This is a genomic window from Streptomyces sp. NPDC102258, from assembly GCF_055584685.1.
In genome coordinates this window covers 34,396-56,711 of sequence record NZ_JBVJLO010000013.1, presented here as the reverse complement: position 1 = coordinate 56,711, position 22,316 = coordinate 34,396, and the positions used below count along the sequence as shown (strand labels likewise).

Sequence of the window (22,316 nt, the reverse complement as noted above, 5' to 3'; positions counted from 1 at the left end):
CGCTGGTCGGGCCATGTCTGCCGCTCCCCGTTCCCGCGCCCCCTCCCCCTCCGTCGCCCCCTCACGCCCGCCGGCGCCCGTCACCCTCGTCCTGCGGCTGTGCCTGCACGCACTGCTGTTCGGGCTGCTCGCGCTGGCCGCCGGGCGGGCCGTCACCGGTTCCGCGCCCCGCTCCGGGTGGGTGATCGCCGTCTGCGCGCTGCTGGCCTGCGTGTACGCGGCCGGGGTGCTGACCCCGGCGGTGGGCCGCTCGGGGCGCGCCGCGGCGGTGTGGCTGGCCTCGGTGGGGCTGGTGTGGGCCGCGCTGCTGGTCCTGTCGCCCGAGGGGCTGTGGATCGCCTTCCCGCTGTACTTCCTGGAACTGCACCTGCTGCGGCTGCGCTGGGGCCTGGCCGCCGTCGTGGCGACCGCGTGCGCGGCGATCGGGGGCTTCCTCGCGCACAGCGGCTCGGTGACGCCGGGGGCCTTCCTCGGGCCGCTGCTGGGCGGGGCGGTGGCCGTCGCCACGGTCCTGGGCTACCAGGCGCTGTACCGGGAGAGCGAGCGCCGCCGCGAGCTGATCGAGGAGCTCATCGCCACCCGGGCCGAGCTGGCCGCCGCCGAGCGGGGCGCCGGGATCCTGGCCGAGCGCGAGCGCCTGGCCCGGGAGATCCACGACACCCTGGCCCAGGGCCTGTCCTCGATCCAGCTGCTGCTGCGGGCCGCGGAGCGCGCCCTGCCGCCGGACGCGCCCGCCGCGGAGCACATCGGCCGGGCCCGGGAGGCCGCGCAGGAGAACCTCGCCGAGGCACGTCGCTTCGTACGGGCCCTGACGCCCGCGGACCTGGAGCACGGCTCGCTGGCCGGGGCGCTGGAGCGGTTGTGCTCGGGGGTGCCGGGGCCGCGCGTGCGGTTCTCGGTGAGCGGCACGCCCCGCCGGCTGCCCACCCCGTACGAGGTGGCGCTGCTGCGGATCGCGCAGTCGGCGCTGGCCAACGTGGTGCGCCACGCCCGGGCCGGGCGGGCCGAGATCACCCTGACCTTCATGGACACCTCGGTCACCCTGGACGTCGTCGACGACGGACGCGGCTTCGACCCCGCCTCCGCCGCCCCGGGCGCCTCGGCCGCTCCGGGTGGGGGCGGCTTCGGCCTGCCCGCGATGCGGGCGCGGGCCGAGACGCTGGGCGGGCTGTTCACCGTGGAGTCCGACCCCGGCCAGGGCACCGCCGTGGCCGTCACCCTGCCGTTGCCCGTGGAGGCACCGTGACCATCCGTCTCCTGCTCGCCGACGACCACCCGGTGGTGCGGGCCGGGCTGCGCGCCGTACTGGACCACGAACCGGACTTCACGGTGGTGGCGGAGGCGGCCACGGCGGAGCGGGCGGTGGAGCTGGCCTCGTCCGGGGCGGTGGACGTGGTGCTGATGGACCTCCGGTTCGGGGCCGCGATGCACGGTTCGGCTGCCACGGCGGCGATCACCGCCCGCCCGGGCGGCCCCCGGGTGCTGGTGCTGACCACGTACGACACGGACGCGGACATCCTGGCCGCCGTGGAGGCGGGCGCCTCCGGCTACCTGCTCAAGGACGCCCCGCCGGAGGAACTCGCGGCGGCGGTCCGTACGGCGGCGGCCGGCCAGTCGGCGCTGGCGCCGGCGGTGGCGCTGCGGCTGATGGACCGGATGCGCACCCCGGCGGAGGCGCTGACCAGGCGGGAGCTGGAGGTGCTCCAGCTGGTGGCGGACGGGCTGTCGAACCAGCAGATCGCCAAGGAGCTGTTCCTCAGCCAGGCCACCGTCAAGTCCCACCTGGTGCACGTCTACGCCAAGCTCGGCGTGGACTCCCGCACCTCCGCCGTCGCCGCGGCGGCCACCCGCCGCCTCATCCGTACGCGGTAGGCCAGGGGCCGTGCCCGACTAGGCCACCCAGTACGGGCGCTCCACCCCCGGCGCCAGCGGCACCCCTTCGTGGAAGGCCCGGGCGAGGCGGCGTACGCCTTCGTCCAGGCGGTCCGGCGGCAGCGTGTACGGGATGCGCAGCCGGTGTTCGAAGGTGCCCGGGTCCGCGCCGAAGCGGGCGCCGCGGCCGATGTGCACCCCGGCGGCGTGGGCCCGGTCCGCGAGGGCGGAGCTGACGGGCTCGCCGAGGTCCACCCAGAGCGACAGGCCGCCGGGCGGCAGCCGCCAGGACCATGCGGGGGCGTGCCGCTGGAGGGACCCGACCAGGGCGGCGCGCTGGGCGCGCAGCCGGGCGAGCCGGGGCGGCAGGCTCCGCTCCAGGTCCTCGATGAGGGACAGGGCGCACAGCTGGTCGAGCGCGGAGCCGGTCATGTCGGCCGAGACCCGTACGGCGGCCAGCTCGTTCACCAGCTTGGCCGTGGCCCGGATCCAGCCCACGCGCAGGCCGCCCCAGCACGTCTTGCTCAGCGAGCCGATGGTGATCACGTGGTCGGCGCCGGCGCGGGCGGCGAGGGAGGCCAGCGGCGCCGGCGGGGGCACGTCGAGGGCGATGTCGGCGATGGTCTCGTCGACCACCAGCCAGGTGCCGCAGGCCCGGGTCGCGGCGAGCAGCCGCAGCCGGTGCTCTTCGGGCATGAGGGCGCCGGTGGGGTTGTGGAAGTCGGGGATCACGTAGGCCAGCCGGGGCACCGTCTGGTGCAGCGTGGACTCGGCGATCTCCATCTCCCAGCCCGCGTCGGAGACGGGCACGGACGCGGTGCGCAGCCGGGCGTGGCGCAGGGCGTCGAGGGCATTGGCGTAGGTGGGGCTCTCGCAGACCACCCGGTCCCCGGGGCGGCACAGCAGGCTGACGACGAGGGCGAAGGCCTGCTGGGCCCCGGCCGTGACCAGGATCTGCTCGGGGCGGGTGGGCAGGCCGCGCCGGGTGAAGCGGTCCGCGACGGCGGCGCGCAGGTCGGGCAGGCCGAAGGGGTGGTAGCCGGGGCCGCGGGTGAGGGCGGTCAGCCGGGGCGCGGCCCGGGCGAAGGCTTCGGCGAGGCTGCCGTCGGGGGCGCCCATGGCGGCGACGCCGAGGTCGATGCCGGGGTCGCCGCCGGTCTCGAAGCCGCCCGCGCCGACGATGCTGTGGGCGCCGACGGGGCGGTGGCCGTCGGGGAGCTCGGTCCAGGTGCCGGAGCCGCGGCGGCTGCGGACGTATCCGCTCTCGCGGAGCAGGTCGTAGGCGGCGGTGACGGTGGCGCGGCTGGCGCCGACGGCCTCGGCGAGTTCGCGTTCGGCGGGCAGGCGGACGTGCAGGGCGATCCGGCCGTCGAGGATCAGGGTGCGGACGGCGTCGGCGAGGGAGCGGTAGCCGGGGCGGGCCCGTACCTCGGCGGGGAGCATCGCGGTCAGCGGGCGGCTGCCGATCGTCCTGTCCGCCGTGTGGACCACTCGTCCGTTTGCCATGCCAACCTCCCCCGATTGGCTCTGCCAGCCAGGCCAATCCGGGCCCAGACTCGCTGCATTGGCCCCGATTGGCAAGGAGAATCCTCATGCCGGACACCTTCCTCACCGACCGTGACGAGCGGCGGCTGCTGCGCCGCGCCGAGGACCGGATCTCCCGGCCACTGCCGGTCGGGGCCGCGCTGGCCGCCGTGGGCGCGCTGCTGGCGCGGCGGTGGCGCGGCGTGGGCGGGGGCGCGGGCGCGAGCGGGGGGCGAGAATCGTTGTCATGCCGTCAGCAGCGGAGTACGCGTACCAAGACACCCCCCGGCCGTCCGCTCCCCCGGTGACCGGCCCCCCGCCGGGCGGTGCGGGGCCGGTGATCGCCGGTCTGCTCCTCGCGGCGGGCGGCGGCCGCCGGCTCGGGGGCCGGCCCAAGGCGCTGCTGGCGTACCGGGGCCGCCCGCTGGTGGAGAACGCCGTCCGGGCGCTGCGGGAGGCCGGCTGCGCGCCGGTGCACGTGGTGCTGGGGGCCGCCGCCGCGGAGGTCCGCGAGCGCGCCGACCTGACGGGGTGCGTGGTCGTGGACAACCCGGACTGGGCCGAGGGCATGGGCTCCTCGCTCCGGGCCGGCCTGGCCTCGCTGGCCGGGGCGGGGGCGGCCGCGGCCCTGGTCTGCCTGGTGGACCAGCCGGGCATCGGCGCGGCGGCGGTGGCCCGGGTACGGGCGGCGTACCGCTCTCCGGCGAGCCTGGTGGCGGCCTCGTACGACGGGGAGCGCGGGCATCCCGTGCTGTTCGGGGCGGACCGCTGGCCGGACATCATCGCCACGGCGACCGGGGACCGCGGCGCGCGCGTCCACCTCGGGAACCACGCGGCGGAGGTCATGCTGGTGGAGTGCGGGGACGTCGCGGCCGGCTTCGACATCGACACCCCCGCCGACTTGGCACGCCTCACCTGAGGCCCGCTCCGGCTCCGCTGGTGCGGGGCGTGACCGGCATGGCACTCAGGGCCACGGAGCACCGGAATCTGTCGACTCGGAGAATCTCGACATCAACAAACCATTGAACTTCCACCATGAGGAAATTACTATCCACTGGTCAGAAGCGCCCTGAAACCCCAGACGGCGCCCGCGACCGTTACCCGGAACTCTCCACACCCGACGGCACTCGGTGCCGTCTCGCGCGAGCATTCCCCGCGGCCGCCAGGCACCGCCGCTGAAGGAGTGACAGATATGTCCGCACCAGCGCCGTCCCCGCTGGCCATCGTCGACGCCGAGCCCCTGCCCCGGCAGGACGAAGTCCTCACCGAAGCGGCCCTCGCCTTCGTGGCCGAGCTCCACCGGCGGTTCGCCCCCCGCCGCGCCGAGCTTCTGGCCCGACGCGGTGAGCGGCGCGCCGAGATCGCCCGTACGTCCACGCTCGACTTCCTCCCGGACACCGCACAGGTCCGCGAGGGGGACTGGAAGGTCGCGCCGGCCCCGGCCGCGCTGAACGACCGCCGCGTGGAGATCACGGGTCCGACGGACCGCAAGATGACCATCAACGCCCTGAACTCGGGCGCCAAGGTCTGGCTCGCCGACTTCGAAGACGCCTCGGCCCCCACGTGGGAGAACGTCGTCCTCGGCCAGCTCAACCTGATCGACGCCTACGAGCGCCGCATCGACTTCACCGACCCGCGCACGGGCAAGGCGTACGCCCTGAAGCCCGCCGAGCAGCTGGCCACCGTCGTCATGCGGCCGCGCGGCTGGCACCTCCAGGAGCGCCACCTCAGCTTCGAGGGCGGCCCCGCCTCCGGCTCGCTCGTGGACTTCGGCCTGTACTTCTTCCACAACGCGCAGCGCCTGATCGACCTCGGCCGGGGTCCGTACTTCTACCTGCCGAAGACGGAGTCGCACCTGGAGGCCCGCCTCTGGAACGACATCTTCGTCTTCGCGCAGGACTACGTCGGCATCCCGCAGGGCACCGTGCGCGCGACCGTCCTCATCGAGACGATCACCGCGGCCTACGAGATGGAAGAGATCCTCTTCGAGCTCAAGGACCACGCGGCGGGCCTCAACGCGGGCCGCTGGGACTACCTCTTCTCGATCGTGAAGAACTTCCGCGACGGCGGCGAGAAGTTCGTCCTGCCGGACCGCAACGCGGTCACGATGACGGCCCCCTTCATGCGCGCCTACACCGAACTGCTCGTCCGCACCTGCCACAAGCGCGGCGCGCACGCCATCGGCGGCATGGCGGCCTTCATCCCGTCCCGCAAGGACGCCGAGGCCAACAAGGTCGCCTTCGAGAAGGTCAAGGCCGACAAGGACCGCGAGGCGCACGACGGCTTCGACGGCTCCTGGGTCGCCCACCCCGACCTGGTACCGATCGCGATGGCCTCCTTCGACGCGGTGCTGGGCGAGAAGCCCCACCAGAAGGACCGGCTGCGCGAGGACGTCTCGGTCGCCCCCGGCGAGCTGATCGCGATCGACTCCCTGGACGCGAAGCCGACGTACGAGGGCCTGCGCAACGCCGTCCAGGTCGGCACCCGCTACATCGAGGCGTGGCTGCGCGGCCTCGGCGCGGTCGGCATCTTCGGCCTCATGGAGGACGCGGCCACCGCCGAGATCTCGCGCTCGCAGATCTGGCAGTGGATCAACGCCGGAGTCGTGTTCGAGAACGGGCAGCGGGCCACCGCCGAACTGACCCGGAAGATCGCCGCCGAGGAACTGGCCGCGATCCGCGCCGAGATCGGCGAGGATGCCTTCGCGGCCGGCAAGTGGCAGCAGGCCCACGACCTCCTCCTCCAGGTCTCCCTGGACGCCGACTACGCGGACTTCCTCACCCTCCCGGCATACGACCAGCTCACCGGCTGACCCCTCCCCACCATCGGCTGACACGCACAGCAGCCGAACCCCACGTCCGCCCCCGCCGCCCCCAAGGCGCCGGGGGCGGAAGTGTGCGGTCCACCGGGTGGGCGGGCCGACCGAATGGTCGGGCGTTATTTCATCGTGACCCTTCTGTACCTAGCGGTAACAAGTGGGGGCGTGGCACCTTTCCGATGCCACCGGCGCCGGCGGTACCCCCACTTACCCAGCCACGCACCGCGGTTGCCGCGCGGCGTGGCCGACCGCAGGAGTTCCGCAGTGATCGGATTCCGCAAGGCCGGCAAGGACAGAGTCACCCGCAGTCGTGTGCGACGGCTGGCGGGCGCCGCGATGGTGCTGCCGCTCGCCACCGGCGCGCTGCTCGCCGCGGGCGCCGGGACGTCGGCGGCGAGCCCGGGGGCCGGGCCCACCGCCGTGGTGTCCATGGGCGACAGTTACATCTCCGGCGAGGCCGGGCGCTGGAAGGGCAACAGCCTGACCAACAGCGGCAGCAGGAACGGCACCGACCGGGCCTGGACCAGCGGCAGTTCCTACGACCCCGCCAAGGTGTACGGGACGACGGCGGCCTCGGGGTGTGACCGCTCGGACTCGGCCGAGGTGCTGAGCGCGGGCGCCGTCGCCGACGTGGCCGTCAACCTCGCCTGTTCCGGCGCCGTTTCGCAGAACGTCTTCCGCGCCGCCAACGGCGGCGTCGGCTTCAAGGGCGAGGCCCCGCAGGCCGACCAGCTCGCGGCCGTCGCCGCGGCCAAGGACGTGAAGGTCATCGCCCTGTCCATCGGCGGCAACGACCTCGGCTTCGCCGACATCATCAAGGAGTGCGCCTACGACTTCGTACTGTGGGGCTCGTACTGCTACGACGACCAGCAGGCGGTCGTCGACGGCAAAATCGATTCCGTCGTGGCGGGCATCGGCAAGTCCGTCGACGAGATCCGGGCCGTCATGCGCGGCGCCGGGTACGCCGACACCTCGTACCGCGTCGTACTCCAGTCGTACCCCTCGCCGATCCCCCGGGGCGCGGAGAACCGGTACACGCAGAGCGACTGGAGCCGCCTGAACTCCGGCGGCTGCCCGTTCTGGAACCGGGACTCCGACTGGGCCCGGGACTCGCTCGTGCCGCAGCTCGCGGACCGCATCAAGGGGGTCGCGGCAGCCAAGGGCGTGCAGTTCCTGGACCTGCGGGACATGCTCCAGGGGCGTGAGGTGTGCGCGAAGTCCAGCAAGCAGGTGAGCTCCTCCGTGCCGGCCTCGGCGAAGACGAGCGAGTGGGCGCGCTGGATCGACAACAACGGGACGCAGGGGCCGGTCCAGGAGTCGATGCACCCCAACTACTACGGCCAGCTGGCCGTCGGCCGCTGCCTGGCCCTGGCGGTGGCCCAGCCCGCGAACTCCGGGGCGAGCTGCAAGAACACCCCGGGCGGCGACCACACCGGCATGTACCTGACGCCGGCCCCATAGGTCCGTACGCCCCCACCCCGGCTAGGCCGCCCGGTACGGGTCCCCCGGGAGCGTCGCCAGTGCCGTGGTGAAGGCGGCGCGACAGCGCAGCCAGTCCGGGTCCGGGGCGGGGGCGTGCAGGGCGAGGAGCTTGGGCAGGAGGTCCGCCGAGAAGGCGCGGGCCGCCTCGGCCGGAAGCAGCGAGGGCAGGTTGTCGATGGCGATCACGTCCAGCGGCGGGCTGCCCTCGCGCAGCCGCCGGGCCGGGACCGTCCAGTCGGTGAGGCGGTCGTAGACGGGGAGCAGGTGCAGCGCCGAGCCGGTGTCACAGGTGATGTCGGCGATCACCGAGAGCCGCCGCCGGGTGCCGGTGCGGTCGTCCAGGTCGGCCGGGGTGAGGAAGGGCGGCACCGGGCGGGTGGTGAGCACCGCGTTGACCAGGATGTCGTGGCCGAGCAGGGCGGCCCGGTCCAGTCGGCGGGTGGCGCTGCGGTCCCAGCCGGTGACCTCGATCCCGGCGGTGGTCAGGGCGTCACGGGCGCCGCGCCCGCTGCGGCCGGCGATGCCGATCACCAGGGCGCGCAACGGCCGGTCCGCCGGCGCGGGGCGCAGCCGGGCGTCGAGTTCCGCGCGGGGCAGGGCGGTCAGCGGCGCCGTGAGCCGGCCGCGCGCCCGCAGGGCGGCCAGGGCGGCGCCCACGTACCCCGCCCAGTAGCCGAAGGCGGCCAGCCGCCGGCCCTGGGCGTCGGCGAGGTACTCCAGGTCGAGCAGGGTCCCGCCGCCCTCGGCGAACCTCCGCAGCAGCTCGGGGGCCTGCGCCTGGCCCTTGTAGGCGTGCCCGAAGTACACGTGCCGGTGGTGTAAACGCGCGGGCCGCGGCGGGAGTTCCTTCAGTCCGAGGACGTACGCCGAGCCGGGCGCCTCCCCCGCCCAGGCTCCGGCGGGAGCGAGTTCGCAGCCGGCGGCGGCGTAGGCGTCGAGCGGGAAGACCCGGTGGCCGGACTCCTCCACGGTGATCCGTACGCCCCGCCTCACGAGCCGGGCGGCGTCCTGCGGCGTGAGCGGCGCACGGCGTTCGGTGGGGCGGGTCTCGCTGCGCATCCAGAGCTGGGGGTGCTGCGGCATGGCTGTACCACCTGTCCGTTCGGCGGGGTGGGTTCGCTCATGCGATGTCTTTCCGCGCCGTATACGGGGTACGCCGGATGGGCCCGGCAACTCCCGGCCCTGCCGTCCCGCGGACCCCGCCCGTCGTCCCCCGGCTCAGGACTGCGCCAGCAGGTCCCGCAGCGGGGTACGGGCGCCCTCCGCGTGGGCGGCCCGGAAGGCCTCGGGGTCCATGCGCAGCCGCAGGACCCGCTCCGCGCGCGGGACGGCGGCCCCGCCCGGGCGGCTGCCGGAGACCGCGCCGAGCAGCCGCGCGGACTCCTCGTAACGGCCCGTGTCGGCCTCCAGTTCGGCCAGCAGTTCCACCGAGAGGGCGGTCCCGATCCGGTCGCCCAGCGCGAGCTGGATGTCGAGGGCGCGCGTCAGCTCGGTACGGGCCAGGGCCGGCCGGCCCTCGCGGCGCTGGACGGCGGCGTGGGCGTAGCCGGTACGGGAACGGGCCCACAGGTCCGCGGCGCCGCCCGCCGGCCCGCCCGCGTCCCCGCCCCGCGGGTCCTCCCCGACGGTCACGGACGCCGGGTCGGTGTGCGCGAGCGCCATGGTCAGCGCCGCCCGCACGGCCTCCGGGCCGGGGCCGAACACCGGCTCGGCGGGGAGCTGTTCGAGCGCGTCGCGGAACTCGGCCGCCGCCTGCCAGGGCCGGTCCTGCCACAGGGCGACCAGGCCCCGGGTGTGCGCGAGGTAGGCCAGACAGGCGTCCTCGCCCTCCTGGACGGCCGCGCTCCACGCCTCCGCCAGCAGCGGATCGGCGGCCTGCGCCTCACCGGAGCTCGCCGCCAGCCAGGCCGCCAGCCACAGCGCCCGGGCCGGCCGGGGCGCCGGGTGGAGGGCGAGGGCCCGTTCCAGGTGCCGGCGCCCCTCCGCCACCAGGCCGCACGGCGCCCAGAGGAACCACAGCGGCACGGCGATCTCCAGCACGCCCCGCGGACCGGCCGCCGCCGACGGGTCCATCGCCCGCCGCAGCTCCGGCAGTTCGCGCAACGCCAGGGCGCGCGCCTCCCGCTGCGCCCCCGCGCGCCACAGCGCCGCGGCCCGTTCGGCGGTCACCCGGCACCGGGCGTGGTGGCGGCGGGCCGCGGTCGCCGCGTCGCCGAGGGGGTCGCGGGCGAGCCGGCGGGCCGCGTGGGCCCGTACGGCCAACGGCAGCCGGTAGCGGACCGGGGTGGTCCCCGCCTCCGTGAGCAGGGCGGGGGCGAGGCGGTGCAGCGCCTCCCCGGCGGCCCCCGGGCTCAGCGCGCCGAAACCGCACACCTCGGCGACGGCGGCCCGGTCGAAGGAGCCCGCGAAGACGGACAGCCGCTCCCACAGCAGGCGTTCCCCGGGCGAGGACAGCCGGAGGGTCCGCACGGCGTCGGACCCTCCTGCCCGGCCCGGGCCGCCTTCGACGAAGCCCAGCGGGTCGGCGGTCAGCCGGCGCAGCGCCTCGGCGGGGGCGTGGCGGCGGACCTGCCCGGCGGCCAGTTCCAGCGCGCCGGGGATCCCGTCGAGGGCCCGGCACAGGGCGGCGACGGCTCCCGCGTTGCGGTCGGTGAGCACGAAGGAGGGGTCGGCCCCGCGCGCCCGTTCCGCGTAGAGGCGTACGGCCTCGGACCCGGTGACCTCGGGCACGGGGCAGCGCCGGGCGGGATCGGGCGGCGCGGCCGGCAGCGACAGGGGCGGTACGGAGACCCGTGCCTCCCCCGCGGCCCCGAGCAGGCGCTGCGAGGTGGCCAGAATCCGTACCCGGGGCCCGCGCTCCAGCAGCCGGGCCGCGAGTGGGCCGGCCCGTTCGCCGAGCGACTCGCAGCCGTCGAGCACCACCAGGGCTTCGCGGCCTTCGAGTCGCCGGAGCAACTCCGCCTCCAGCGGCCCCTCCGCGCCGCCGGGCAGCGCGGCCAGATCGGCCCAGACGAGGTCGGTCCCCTTGCGGACCAGGGCCGAGGCGGTGCGCACGGCCAGCCGGGTCTTGCCGATTCCGGCCGGTCCGGTGAGCGTGACCAGGCGTTCCGTGGTGAGCAGGGCGGCGGTGCGGGTCAGCTCGTGCTCCCGGCCGATGAAGCTGGACAGTTCGGCTGGCACCGCTTGGCGCACGTGCGTGCCGGGGTCCCCCACGCGTCCTCCCGCTGCTTTCGCGAAGGTGTGCACAACCGTCCGATTCCACAGTTGAACACCCAAAGAGAGATGATCAGTCAAAAGCGCGGTTGCCCGGACAGCCGCCGGGAGAACCGCCAGGGGAGGGTATGAACTCGGCCATTTCCGCCATCGACGACACCGACCGGGCGCTGGTCCACGCACTGCAGCTCGCGCCCAGGGCCAGCTGGGAGCGGCTGGCACCGGTGCTCGGCACCCGGCCGGACACCCTCGCGCGGCGCTGGGAGCGGATGACCTCGGCCGGGGAGGCCTGGATCTCGGGCCTGGGCCTGCGGACCGGAACGCGTGCGCCGTGCATGGCGTGGGTGGAGGTGATGTGCGAGCCGGGCGCCTCCCCCGCGGTCGGCACCGCCCTGGTCGAGGACGCGCACACCATGGGACTGGAGCACACCACCGGGGGCCGGGAGCTGCTGGTCTTCGTCGCGGTGCCGGACCTGCACACGCTGTACCGCTACCTGTACTTCCGGGTGCAGCGGATCCCCGGCGTGACGGGAACCCGCTCCTCCATGGTGACGGCGGTGCACACCTCCCCCGACCGCTGGCGCCTGGACCAGCTGACCCCGGCGCAGACCGCCCTGCTGTCCGGGCGCACCCGGCGGGCGGCGGGCCCCGTCGTCCCGGCGGCCGGGGTGGTGGCGGCGATGCCGCCGGAGGACCGGCCCCTGGTGCTGGCGCTGGCCGCCGACGCGCGCCGCTCGGTGGCCTCCCTGGCCCGGGAGTCGGGGATGAGCGAGTCGACCGTACGGCGCCGGCTGGCGCGGCTGGAGGCGGGGCAGAGCCTGCGCTTCGGCTGCGCGATGGCCTCGGGGCTGTCCGGCTGGCCGGTGTCGGCGACGCTGTGGGCGGAGGTGCCGGAGTACGAGGTCGCCGGCTGCGCGGCGGTCGCCTCGGGGCTGCGCGAGACGCGGACCTGCATGTCCGTCAGCGGGCCGTGGAACTTCATGATCAACGCCCGGCTGCGCTCCATCGAGGAACTGTCGCGCTACACCGCAGACCTGTGCCGACGGCTGCCGGGGCTGCGCATCACCGACACGGCGGTGGCGCTGCACGTACGCAAGTCGGAGGCGCAGGAACTGGACCGGCTGGGCCGGCGGCTGCGGACCGTACGGCCGGACATCTGGCGGGACCCGGCGCCGGACGCCTGACCGGGCGGGTGGCCGCCCGCCCGGACGCGGCCGGGGCGGCGACGGTGACGCGAGCCCCGGCGCCGGACGCCTGACCGGCCGGGGCGGCCGCCCGCCCGGACGACACACGCCCGGCGGCGCGTACGCCACACCCGCAGTGGGTGGCGTACGCGCCGCCGGGCGCGCCTTCGGGCACGAAGGGTCAGTGCACGAAGGCCGGTTCGGCCGCGGCCGCCTCCGCTTCCGCCTCGGCGTCCTTCCTGACTCCGAGGTGGTTGAAGGCCAGGTTGAGGACGATCGCCGTGACGCAGCCGGTGCTGATGCCGGAGTCGAGGACGACGAGGAGGTCCTTGGGGAAGGCGTGGTAGAAGCCGGGGGCGGCGATCGGGATCAGGCCGATGCCCACCGAGGCGGCGACGATCAGCGCGTTCTCACCCTTCTCCATGGCCGCACTGGCCAGGGTCTGGATGCCGCTGGCCGCTACCGAGCCGAACAGGACGATGCCGGCGCCGCCGAGGACCGGCAGCGGGACGACCCCGATGACGGAGGCGGCCATCGGACACAGGCCCAGCAGGATCAGGATGCCGCCACCCGCGGCGACCACGAACCGGCTGCGCACCTTGGTCATCGCGACGAGCCCGATGTTCTGGGCGAAGGCGCTGCACATGAAGCCGTTGAACAGCGGGCTGAGCGCGCTGCCGAGGGTGTCGGCGCGCAGGCCGCCCTCGATGGTCTTCGCGTCCGCCGGCCGGCCCACGATCCGGCCGAGGGCGAGGATGTCGGCGGTGGACTCCGTCATGCAGACCAGCATGACGATGCACATGGAGATGATCGCGGCGACGTGGAACTGCGGGGCGCCGAAGTGGAACGGGGTGGGGAAGCCGATGACGTCCGCGTTCTTGACGGCGTCGAAGCTGGCCATGCCGAGGGGTATCGCGATGAGCGTGCCCACGACCAGGCCGAGCAGGATGGAGATCTGCTGGAGGAATCCGCGCAGGAACTTCCGCATCACCAGGACGATCACCAGGGTGAGGGCGGCCATCCCTATGTTCTTCATCGAACCGTAGTCGGTGGCGTGGCTGTTGCCGCCCTGCGACCAGTTGAAGGCCACCGGGAGCAGGGACACGCCGATCAGCGTGATGACCGTGCCGGTGACGACGGGCGGGAAGAAGCGGACCAGCTTGCCGAAGTAGGGGGCGGCGATGAAGCCGATCACCCCGGCGACGATGATCGCGCCGAAGATCACGGGGATGGCGTCGGCGCCCTGGTCCTTGCCGATGGCGATCATCGGAGTCACGCCGGCGAAGGAAACGCCGTTGACGAAGGGGAGTTTGGCGCCGATCTTCCAGAACCCGAGGGTCTGGAGGAGGGTCGCGAGGCCCGCGGTGAAGAGGGAGGCGCCCATCAGGAAGGCGGTCTCCGTGGCGGAGAGCCCGACGGCGGGGCCGACGATCATGGGCGGGGCCACGACACCGGCGTACATGGCGGCCACGTGCTGGAGGCCGCTGGTGAACATCTTCAGCGGCGGCAGGGTCTCGTCGACCGGGTGCTTCTCCCCCGGTACTGCGACTGCGACTGCGTCTTTGCGAAACCTGGGCGTTTCGGCCACGGCTTCCTCCGGTCAGTTGAACATGTCGGCAGGGACATGTGTGTCTTGGAGGTGGTGCGAAGGCGTTGCTGGTGGAACCTGTGTGAAGTTGTGGGACCTTGCGACGACGTGTCCCAAGGAGCGGTGGCGGAAACGATTCGCCCAAACCGGTTCCCTGCGTGTTCGAGCTGGAGGTGCCGTAGCGGCGGCGCGGGACGGGCCGCGTCGCGCGGTGCGGTGCGGTGGTGCTCGTGAATCACCGCCCCCGGGGGCGCCGTCGGATCTCTCCTCGGGCGCTTCCCGGGAACGGCTGCCGCGGACCCCGCTCGGGTCCGCCGCCGCCGGGCGGGGGCCGTCCCCCCCGACCGGACTCCGTGGGATCAGGCCTGGGCGGAGATCCGCGCCAGGCGCTGGGCCTCTTCCCGCGTGGACACGGCGATGGCGTCCTCGTCGGCGAAGAGGAGTCGGTTGTCCTCGACGATCTGCCGGCCGTTGACGAACGAGGCCGTCACCGGGGCGGCCGCGCCGAAGACCAGGGCGGCGACGGGGTCGGCGATGGAGGAGTGCAGGAAGGTGCTCATGTTCCACAGGACCAGGTCGGCGAGCTTGCCGGCCTCCAGCGAGCCGATGGCGTCGGCGCGGCCGAGGACCTGCGCGCCCCCGTACGTACCCAGGCGCAGGGCCTGGCGCGCGGTGAGGGCGCGCTCGCGGTGGACGGGGCTGAGCCGGTTGATGAGGAGCGCGTTGCGCAGCTCGGTGTGGAGTTCGCCGGACTCGTTGGAGGCGGTGCCGTCCACGCCGAGGCCGACCGGCACCCCGGCGGCCAGCATGTCCGGGACGCGGGCGATGCCCGCGGCCAGCCGGGCGTTGGAGGACGGGCAGTGCGCGACACCGGTCCTGGTCCGGGCGAACGCGGCGATGTCGGAGTCGTTCATGTGGACGCTGTGCGCCATCCACACGTCTTCGCCGAGCCAGCCGGTCGATTCGAAGTAGTCGGTCGGGCCCATGCCGAACAGTTCCCGGCAGAACCGCTCCTCCTCGACGGTCTCCGAGCCGTGGGTGTGCAGGCGAACGCCGAGGCGGCGGGCCAGCTCGGCGCCCTGCGTGAGTAGTTCGGTGGAGACCGAGAAGGGGGAGCAGGGGGCGACGGCGACCTGGGTCATCGCGTCGAAGGAGGCGTCGTGGTACTTCCTCACGGTCGCCTCGGTGTCGGCGAGGGCGCCTTCCAGGGTCTCGACGGCGTGGTCCGGCGGCAGGCCGCCGTCCTTGACGCTGCGGTCCATCGAGCCGCGGGCGAGGGTGAACCGTACGCCCATCTCGGAGGCGGCGCGGATGATCGAGCCGGAGAGGTCGCCGGAGCCCTTGGGGAAGACGTAGTGGTGGTCCATCGCGGTGGTGACGCCACCCCTGGCCATCGCGGCGAGGGAGCCCTGCGCGGCCGTGTACGTCATCCGCTCGTCGATGTGCGCCCAGGTCGGGTAGAGCGCGACGAGCCAGTCGAAGAGGTTGTGGTCGGTGGCCATGCCACGCGTGATCCACTGGTAGAAGTGGTGGTGCGTGTTGACCAGACCGGGAGTCACGAGGTGTCCCGTGCCGTCGATGCGGCGGACGACGCCGTCGAGGTTCTCGGGGGCCTTGCCCGCGCCGAGGGACTCGATCCGGTTGCCGGCGATGACGACGTGTCCCGAGGCGTACTCGGTGTCGTTCGCATCGACGGTCGCGATCGCACAGTTCTCGATGACGACGCGCTCGACGGCGCTGCGAGGGGCTGCCGATGCTGCCATGGACTTCCTCGTGCTTTCAGTGGCGGTACGGGCACGGCAAAACCCAGGGGATTTGAGTGCCGGAGCCGGGGGCCTTGGCAGCTGACAGTACTGCCGCCCCATGTGTTGCGTCCGGGTGCCGATGTGGGAAGTGAGGGGGTGTCACCCGTCCCGGGGCCACTGCGGAGCTCCGGGACGGGCGCGCGGCATGCTCAGAGGTTGGTCATGTCCACGGGGATCCGGGCGTCGACGCCGTCACGCAGGACCGTCGCCTCGATCAGACCGTAGGGACGGTCGGCGGCGAAGTACACCTCGTTGTCGTTCTTGAGGCCGAAGGGCTCCAGGTCGACGAGGAAGTGGTGCTTGTTCGGGAGCGAGAAGCGGACCTCGTCGATCTCCGAACGGTGGTTGATGATGCGCGAACCCATCTGGTACAGGGTCTGCTGGAGCGAGAGGGAGTAGGTCTCCGCGAAGGCCTGGAGCATGTGCTTCTTGGTCTCGGCGTAGGACTTGTCCCAGTTGGGCATCCGCTGCTCGTCGTCCGACCAGTTGAAGCGCCAGCGAGCGGACACCTGGGTGGCCAGGATGCGGTCGTAGGCCTCCTTCAGCGTCGTGTACTGGTCCTTCACGTAACCCCAGAACTCGGAGTTCGTGGAGTTCATGACGACGAGGTCCTTGAGGCCGGAGATGACCTCCCAGTTCGTACCGTCGTACGTGATCTGGGTGACGCGGGTCTCCATGCCCTGGCGGACGAAGGAGTGGTTGACCTCGTCGGAGCCGATGAACTTGGAGTTGGCGTCCGAGGTGGCGATCCGGTCCCAGGAGTACTCCTCGATCCGGATGCGCGCGCGGTGGATCGGCTCCTGGCTGCCCACGAACCAGCGCGCCAGGTGGATGCCGAACTGCTCGGCGGACTCGATGCCGTACTCCTTGGCGAACGCGTACACCGTGTTCTTGGTGGTGTCGGTCGGCAGGCAGTTGGCGTTCGAGCCGGAGTAGTGGACGTCGTCCATGTCGCCGGAGAGGGCGACGGAGACGTTCAGGTCCTTGATGTGGTGGGTGTCGCCGTCCCGCGTGATCTTGACGACGCGGTTCTCTGCTTTGCCGTACTGGTTCTGGCCCAGAATCGTGGCCATGACTAGCTCCCTCGGTAAACGGAGTAGCCGAACGGGTTGAGCAGCAGCGGTACGTGGTAGTGCTCGCCCGGGTTCACCGCGAAGGTGATCGTTACCTCGGGGAAGAACGCACCGCTGTCCCTTACGCGGGGGGCGTCCTGCTGCGCCTCGGCTTGCTTCTTGTCGAAGTACGTCCCGGTCTCGAAGTCGAGACGTACGTGGGTGGTGCCCTCCGGCAGCGCCGGCAGGTCCTTGCAGCGCCCGTCGGCATCGGTGGCGCTGCCGCCCAGGGCCGCCCACTCGCCGTCCAGGCCCGTACGGGCCGAAAGGGAGATGGCGACGCCTCCGGCGGGCTTGCCGATGCTGGTGTCCAGAATGTGTGTGGACACCGACGCGGTGGTCTCGGTGCTCATGCTCACGCTCCTTCTGCGAGTCCGACGAGGCGGGTCAGACGGATCTTGTTGATCTTGACGAGCTCGCCGCGGGCGATCTCCCGCTCCCGCTCCGGCGAGTTGTCGATCCGGACCTTGACCGCGTCCCGCATGAACTCACCGGTCGCACCGGTGGCACAGATGAGGAAGACATGGCCGAACTTCTCCTGGTACGCCAGGTTCAGTTCGAGGAGCTCGTTCTTCAGCTCCTCCGAGGCTCCGGCCATACCGCGCTGCTCGCGGGCGGAGGTCGGGTCTCCGGGCTTCGGCCGGCCGATCGGCGCGTGGCCTCCCATCGCCTCGGCCAGGTCCTCGGCGGTGAGCTCCGCCATGGCGGCCTCGTTGGCCGAAAACAGGGCTTCGGCGTCGGCGAAGGGGCGCTGCGCGAGCAGCTTGCGGCCCCATGCCGAACTGGCGCAGACCTCGTGCAGCTCGGCCGTGGCCTCGCTGTCGTCCAAGGCGTTGAACCGGGTGAGACCCGGGGTCGGACTCGAAGTCACGGTAGGCCTCCGTGGCCTGTTGTTGCTTTGACGGGCTGCGCATAGCTAACGCCCTCGACAACACGGCGTCAACACTTTGTTGAAACTTCCCGTACACAAAAGCCGCCGCCCGGATGAATGGGGCGGCGGCTCGTCACCTTAAGTCAATCAGCCTTCACTCTTGGCTGTCTTGTTCGCGTTTTCCCTGTTCAGGTAGTTGTAGACGGTGAAGCGGCTTACGCCGAGCGCTCCCGCGACCGTTTCCACGCCATGGCGTACGGAAAAGGCACCGCGCGCCTCCAGTATCCGCACGACGTCCTGCTTGGACTTGCGGTCCAGCTCCGCCAGCGGCATGCCGTGCCGACGTTCCAGGGCGGCCAGGATGTGGTCCAGCGAGTCGGAGAGCTGGGGCAGGCGCACCGCGAGCAGTTCCCGCCCCTCCCAGGTGAGCACGACGTCGTCGGGCTCCGCCAGGGCCGGATCCATCAGCTCGCCGCCCATGGCGTCCACCAGCGGCTTGACCGCGGCGACGAACGGGTGGTCGCGGGGCTCGGTCATGGGGTGTCCTCCCCGATCACGTTGACCTGGAGCGAGACGCGGGTCGCCCCGGCCTCCAGGGCGTCGCGCAGCAGCGCGGCCACCGCGCCCAGCACCCGGTCGGACTCGCCCTCGGCGGTGTTGCCGAACGGGCCGACGTCCACCGCGTCCAGCCGCGCCTCCTGGATGACCTCGCGCGCGGCCACGGCATGGGCGGGGGCCTCTTCGAGATCGAAGGGCTCGGTCGTGAACTCCACTCTCAATCGCACGCTGGTCAAGCTACCTCCCGGTCAGCTTTTTTCGGCAGTCCGCACTTGACATCCGCGACGAGGCCGATGCAGTCTTCCATCAAGCAGAAACTAACTTCCGCAATACGGAAGGAGCGCACACCCCTCATGGGATACACGGACCAGCGCTTCGATGTGAACCTTTCGATCCTCTTCACGGAACTCCCGCTCCTGGAGCGTCCCGCGGCCGCCGCCGCGGCGGGCTTCACAGCGGTCGAGCTGTGGTGGCCCTGGATCGACTCCCCCACTCCCGCCCAGGCGGAGCTCGACGCCCTCAAGAAGGCTCTTGAGGACGCCGGCACCCAGCTGGTGGGCCTGAACTTCTACGCCGGCCGGCTGCCGGGCCCGGACCGCGGCGCGGTATCGGTACCCGGCGAGGAGTCGGACCGCTTCCAGGCCAACATCGACGTGGCGGCCGACTTCGCCGCCTCGGTCGGCTGCAAGGCCCTCAACGCCCTGTACGGCAACCGCGTCGACGGCGTCGACCCGGCCGTGCAGGACGAGCTGGCCCTGGAGAACCTGGCCGTCGCGGCCCGGGCCGCGGACCGGGTGGGGGCGATCCTCCTGATCGAGACCCTCAACAAGCCCGAGTCGCCGCTCTACCCGCTGGTGAGCGCCCCGGCCGGCATCGAGATCGTGGACAAGGTCAACGAGGCCACCGGCCTCGGGAACGCCAAGTTCCTGCTCGACCTGTACCACCTGGCGATGAACGATGAGGACCTCTGCGAGGTCATCGAAAAGTACGCCGCCAAGACCGGGCACGTCCAGATCGCGGACAAGCCCGGACGCGGTGCCCCCGGCACCGGCGAGCTCCCCCTCGAAGAGCTCCTGGACCAGCTGAAGAAGGCCGGATACGAGGGCTACGTAGGCCTGGAGTACAAGGCCGACGACGCCGCCGCGTCCTTCGCGTGGCTCCCCGCCGAGGCCCGCGCCGTCCGCTAGGCGGACGAAGTCCGGGCGATCAGCCAGGCAACCCCCGCACTTTTCGTACGAAGCATTAAGAGAAGGACCCTCATCATGAGCACCCTCCCCAAGATTGCCTGGATCGGTCTCGGAATCATGGGCTCCCCCATGGCCGAGAACCTCCTGAAGGCCGGCTACCCGGTCACCGGCTTCACGCTGGAGCAGGACAAGCTGGACCGCCTGGCCGGCGCCGGCGGCACCGCGGCCGGCTCGATCGCCGAGGCCGTCAAGGACGCCGACGTCGTCATCACGATGGTGCCCGCCTCCCCGCAGGTCGAGGCCATCGCCTACGGCGAGAACGGCATCCTGGAGAACGCGAAGTCCGGCGCGCTGATCATCGACATGTCGTCGATCACCCCCCAGACCTCGGTCGACCTCGCGAAGAACGCCGCCGCGAAGGGCATCCGCGTCATCGACGCCCCGGTGTCCGGCGGCGAGGCCGGCGCCATCGAGGCCGTCCTGTCGATCATGGTGGGTGGCGAGCAGGCCGACTTCGACGAGGCCCTCCCCATCCTGGAGGCGCTCGGCAAGGTCATCGTCCTGTGCGGTCCGCACGGCTCGGGCCAGACGGTGAAGGCCGCCAACCAGCTCATCGTCGCGGTGAACATCCAGGCGTGCGCCGAGGCCGTGGTCTTCCTGGAGAAGTCCGGCGTGGACCTGAACGCCGCCCTGGACGTCCTCAATGGCGGTCTGGCCGGCTCCACGGTGCTGACCCGCAAGAAGGACAACTTCCTGAACCGCGACTTCAAGCCCGGCTTCCGGATCGACCTGCACCACAAGGACATGGGCATCGTCACCGACGCCGCCCGCAACGTCGGCGCGGCCCTCCCGGTCGGCGCGGTCGTCGCCCAGCTGGTCGCCTCGCTGCGCGCCCAGGGTGACGGCGGCCTGGACCACTCCGCGCTGCTGCGCGCGGTCGAGCGCCTCTCCGGCGCCCAGATCTGACCCACCCTCACCGGCGGCCCGTCGTCCCCGGCCGCCCCTCCCCCCTGACGGGGGCCCTGAGTTTCCGGATGGTGCCGGTGCTGACACCTGTCCTGTCGCGCCCAAGCGCCGGCACCGTCCGGATTCACCTCTCCTCTTCTTCTTGCTTCTTTTCAACAAACTGTTGACGTCGAGTTCACGCCGAAATTAGGCTGTTCCGCATGACGGAAGACGCTTTCCGTCCAGCAGTTTTCCCGTACGGAAGGTCACCATGTCGAAGCGCACGCTGACGACCGAGTCCGGCGCCCCGGTCGCCGACAACCAGAACTCCGCCACCGCCGGCGTCGGTGGCCCGCTCCTGGTCCAGGACCAGCAGCTCCTTGAGAAGCTCGCCCGATTCAACCGCGAGCGCATCCCGGAGCGCGTGGTCCACGCCCGCGGTTCGGCGGCGTACGGCTACTTCGAGGTGACCGACGACGTCACCGCGTTCACCAGCGCGGCGTTCCTCAACACGGTCGGCAAGAAGACCGAGACCTTCCTGCGGTTCTCCACCGTCGCCGACTCGCTCGGCGGCGCGGACGCGGTCCGCGACCCGCGCGGCTTCGCCCTGAAGTTCTACACCGAAGAGGGCAACTACGACCTCGTCGGCAACAACACCCCGGTGTTCTTCATCAAGGACCCCATCAAGTTCCCCGACTTCATCCACTCCCAGAAGCGCGACCCCTTCACGGGCAAGCAGGAGCCGGACAACGTCTGGGACTTCTGGGCGCACGCCCCCGAGGCGACGCACCAGATCACCTGGCTGATGGGTGACCGCGGCATACCGGCGTCCTACCGCCACATGAACGGCTACGGCTCCCACACCTACCAGTGGACCAACGCCCGCGGCGAGGCCTTCTTCGTCAAGTACCACTTCAAGACGAACCAGGGCATCCGCTGCCTGTCGGCCGAGCAGGCCGCCGAGCTCGTCGGCCAGGACGCCAACTCGCACCAGACCGACCTGCTCCAGGCGATCGAGCGAGGTGTGAACCCGAGCTGGACCCTCTACGTCCAGATCATGCCCGCCGCCGAGGCCGTGGACTACCGCTTCAACCCGTTCGACCTCACCAAGGTGTGGCCGCACGCCGACTACCCGCTGCAGCGCGTGGGCCGCCTGGTGCTCGACCGCAACCCGGACAACGTCTTCGCCGAGGTCGAGCAGGCCGCCTTCTCCCCGAACAACTTCGTCCCGGGCATCACCGCCTCGCCGGACAAGATGCTCCAGGGCCGCCTGTTCGCGTACGCCGACGCCCAGCGCTACCGCCTCGGTGTGAACCACACCCTGCTGCCGGTCAACGCCCCGAAGGCGACGAAGGCCGACAACTACGGCCGCGACGGCGTCATGGCGCTGCGCAACGGCTCGCGCCACGACAAGAACTACGAGCCCAACTCGTACCAGGGTCCGGTCGAGACCGGTCTCGCGCTCGGCGCCCCGAAGGCCGTCTCCGGCTACACGGGCACCCACGAGGCCCCGGCCCACACCAAGGACGACCACTTCTTCCAGGCCGGTGAGCTCTACCGGCTGATGTCGGAGGCCGAGAAGGAGCGTCTGGTGGCGAACATCGCCGGCGGTCTCTCCCAGGTCACCCTGGAAGACGTCATCGAAAAGAACCTGGCTCACTTCCACGCCGCCGACGCCGACTACGGCAAGCGCGTCGAGGAGGCCGTCCGCGCCCTGCGCGACGCCTGAGCCGCACGCTGTACCGGGGGCCTGACGGGAGGTCAAGCCCCTGGTGCTGAGCCCGCACCGCGGACCCGGATGAGGGGTGGTACGCGGTGGGGGCAGGACGAGGACCGCGACGGGCGAGTGAGCCAGTGCGGTGGTAATGGGTTCCGAGGCCCGTCTCTTGACCTGAGGGAGACGGCGCCGGAGTTCTCGTCACCGCCCGTCGCGGTCCCAGCCACCTTCTCCCGACCGGTGCGCGGGGGCTGCGCACAGAGCCCCCGGCACCCGTTGGAGGAGCCCTTCCACTCCGCCCGGCGGCGCGAACGTCCTGTCGCGCCAGCCTCGCCCCGTCGGGCGGTAACCAGCCAGAGCGCCGAGTCACGGACGGTCCCGTGACTCGGCGCTTTGCCGTTCCCCGGGGGGCGGTGGGGCGGGGGGGCGGGCGGCGCGGG

20 protein-coding genes are annotated in these 22,316 nt (G+C 72.3%); 10 read left to right on the top strand and 10 right to left on the bottom strand.

The window, feature by feature from the left end:
* Positions 1–13: 13 nt before the first annotated feature.
* Entirely contained in the window at positions 14–1,246 is a 1,233-nt protein-coding gene (locus ACZ6ZT_RS22325; RefSeq protein WP_469721501.1) for a sensor histidine kinase, read from the top strand.
* A complete protein-coding gene (locus tag ACZ6ZT_RS22320; protein ID WP_469721500.1) occupies positions 1,243–1,872 on the top strand; it encodes a response regulator in 630 nt (209 codons plus the stop codon). The genes ACZ6ZT_RS22325 and ACZ6ZT_RS22320 overlap by 4 nt, the downstream gene beginning before the upstream one ends.
* Before the next feature lie 18 nt (positions 1,873–1,890).
* Here the strand turns inward: ACZ6ZT_RS22320 and yczR are convergent, their stop codons facing one another.
* Complete coding sequence (gene yczR, locus ACZ6ZT_RS22315) at positions 1,891–3,378, bottom strand: MocR-like transcription factor YczR (RefSeq protein WP_469721498.1); 1,488 nt, start codon at positions 3,376–3,378, stop codon at positions 1,891–1,893.
* Between the two features lie 86 nt (positions 3,379–3,464).
* Between yczR and ACZ6ZT_RS22310 the strand changes: the two genes are divergently transcribed.
* The 4 genes from ACZ6ZT_RS22310 (at position 3,465) to ACZ6ZT_RS22295 (ending at position 7,675) form a co-directional block, all read left to right on the top strand.
* Positions 3,465–3,704, top strand: coding sequence for a hypothetical protein (locus tag ACZ6ZT_RS22310; RefSeq protein ID WP_469721497.1), 240 nt, complete (start codon positions 3,465–3,467; stop codon positions 3,702–3,704).
* Positions 3,701–4,315, top strand: a complete 615-nt coding sequence (locus ACZ6ZT_RS22305; RefSeq protein WP_469721495.1) for a nucleotidyltransferase family protein — start codon at positions 3,701–3,703, stop codon at positions 4,313–4,315. Before ACZ6ZT_RS22310 ends, ACZ6ZT_RS22305 begins: the two co-directional genes overlap by 4 nt.
* A gap of 273 nt (positions 4,316–4,588) precedes the next feature.
* A complete protein-coding gene (aceB, locus tag ACZ6ZT_RS22300) occupies positions 4,589–6,208 on the top strand; it encodes a malate synthase A (RefSeq protein ID WP_469721493.1) in 1,620 nt (539 codons plus the stop codon).
* 270 nt (positions 6,209–6,478) lie between these two features.
* Positions 6,479–7,675, top strand: a complete 1,197-nt coding sequence (locus ACZ6ZT_RS22295) for a GDSL-type esterase/lipase family protein (protein WP_469721491.1) — start codon at positions 6,479–6,481, stop codon at positions 7,673–7,675.
* Positions 7,676–7,696: 21 nt separating this feature from the next.
* Here the strand turns inward: ACZ6ZT_RS22295 and ACZ6ZT_RS22290 are convergent, their stop codons facing one another.
* Together ACZ6ZT_RS22290 and ACZ6ZT_RS22285 are read right to left on the bottom strand one after the other, a co-directional pair.
* A complete protein-coding gene (locus ACZ6ZT_RS22290; protein ID WP_469721490.1) occupies positions 7,697–8,779 on the bottom strand; it encodes a saccharopine dehydrogenase in 1,083 nt (360 codons plus the stop codon).
* 135 nt (positions 8,780–8,914) lie between these two features.
* Positions 8,915–10,876 carry an ATP-binding protein gene (locus tag ACZ6ZT_RS22285; RefSeq protein WP_469721488.1) on the bottom strand — a complete coding sequence of 654 codons (1,962 nt, stop codon included), beginning with the start codon at positions 10,874–10,876 and terminating at the stop codon, positions 8,915–8,917.
* 161 nt (positions 10,877–11,037) lie between these two features.
* Here ACZ6ZT_RS22285 and ACZ6ZT_RS22280 point away from each other — a divergent pair, with 161 nt between their 5' ends.
* The gene (locus ACZ6ZT_RS22280; protein WP_469721487.1) at positions 11,038–12,093 is read left to right on the top strand and encodes an Lrp/AsnC family transcriptional regulator; all 1,056 of its coding nucleotides are present in this window, start codon (positions 11,038–11,040) and stop codon (positions 12,091–12,093) included.
* 181 nt (positions 12,094–12,274) lie between these two features.
* On the opposite strand, the gene ACZ6ZT_RS22275 is transcribed toward ACZ6ZT_RS22280, so the two are convergent.
* The 7 genes from ACZ6ZT_RS22275 to ACZ6ZT_RS22245 form a co-directional block, all read right to left on the bottom strand.
* Complete coding sequence (locus tag ACZ6ZT_RS22275) at positions 12,275–13,681, bottom strand: nucleobase:cation symporter-2 family protein (protein WP_469721486.1); 1,407 nt, start codon at positions 13,679–13,681, stop codon at positions 12,275–12,277.
* 359 nt (positions 13,682–14,040) lie between these two features.
* Positions 14,041–15,444, bottom strand: coding sequence for an 8-oxoguanine deaminase (locus ACZ6ZT_RS22270; protein ID WP_469721485.1), 1,404 nt, complete (start codon positions 15,442–15,444; stop codon positions 14,041–14,043).
* 191 nt (positions 15,445–15,635) lie between these two features.
* The gene (gene pucL, locus ACZ6ZT_RS22265; RefSeq protein WP_469721484.1) at positions 15,636–16,559 is read right to left on the bottom strand and encodes a factor-independent urate hydroxylase; all 924 of its coding nucleotides are present in this window, start codon (positions 16,557–16,559) and stop codon (positions 15,636–15,638) included.
* A gap of 2 nt (positions 16,560–16,561) precedes the next feature.
* Positions 16,562–16,951 carry a hydroxyisourate hydrolase gene (uraH, locus tag ACZ6ZT_RS22260; protein WP_469721482.1) on the bottom strand — a complete coding sequence of 130 codons (390 nt, stop codon included), beginning with the start codon at positions 16,949–16,951 and terminating at the stop codon, positions 16,562–16,564.
* Positions 16,952–16,953: 2 nt separating this feature from the next.
* Positions 16,954–17,469 carry a 2-oxo-4-hydroxy-4-carboxy-5-ureidoimidazoline decarboxylase gene (gene uraD / locus ACZ6ZT_RS22255; protein WP_469721480.1) on the bottom strand — a complete coding sequence of 172 codons (516 nt, stop codon included), beginning with the start codon at positions 17,467–17,469 and terminating at the stop codon, positions 16,954–16,956.
* 147 nt (positions 17,470–17,616) lie between these two features.
* Positions 17,617–18,006, bottom strand: a complete 390-nt coding sequence (locus tag ACZ6ZT_RS22250) for a helix-turn-helix domain-containing protein (RefSeq protein WP_469721479.1) — start codon at positions 18,004–18,006, stop codon at positions 17,617–17,619.
* Positions 18,003–18,254 (bottom strand): thiamine-binding protein, encoded by a 252-nt coding sequence (locus ACZ6ZT_RS22245; RefSeq protein ID WP_469721477.1) that lies wholly within the window; start codon positions 18,252–18,254, stop codon positions 18,003–18,005. Before ACZ6ZT_RS22245 ends, ACZ6ZT_RS22250 begins: the two co-directional genes overlap by 4 nt.
* Before the next feature lie 126 nt (positions 18,255–18,380).
* On the opposite strand from ACZ6ZT_RS22245, the gene ACZ6ZT_RS22240 reads away from it, so the two are divergent.
* From ACZ6ZT_RS22240 to ACZ6ZT_RS22230, 3 genes are all read left to right on the top strand, one after another.
* Positions 18,381–19,214, top strand: coding sequence for a TIM barrel protein (locus tag ACZ6ZT_RS22240; RefSeq protein ID WP_469721475.1), 834 nt, complete (start codon positions 18,381–18,383; stop codon positions 19,212–19,214).
* Between the two features lie 75 nt (positions 19,215–19,289).
* Positions 19,290–20,180, top strand: a complete 891-nt coding sequence (locus ACZ6ZT_RS22235; protein ID WP_469721473.1) for a 2-hydroxy-3-oxopropionate reductase — start codon at positions 19,290–19,292, stop codon at positions 20,178–20,180.
* A gap of 250 nt (positions 20,181–20,430) precedes the next feature.
* Positions 20,431–21,888, top strand: a complete 1,458-nt coding sequence (locus tag ACZ6ZT_RS22230) for a catalase (RefSeq protein WP_469721472.1) — start codon at positions 20,431–20,433, stop codon at positions 21,886–21,888.
* Positions 21,889–22,316: the final 428 nt, after the last annotated feature.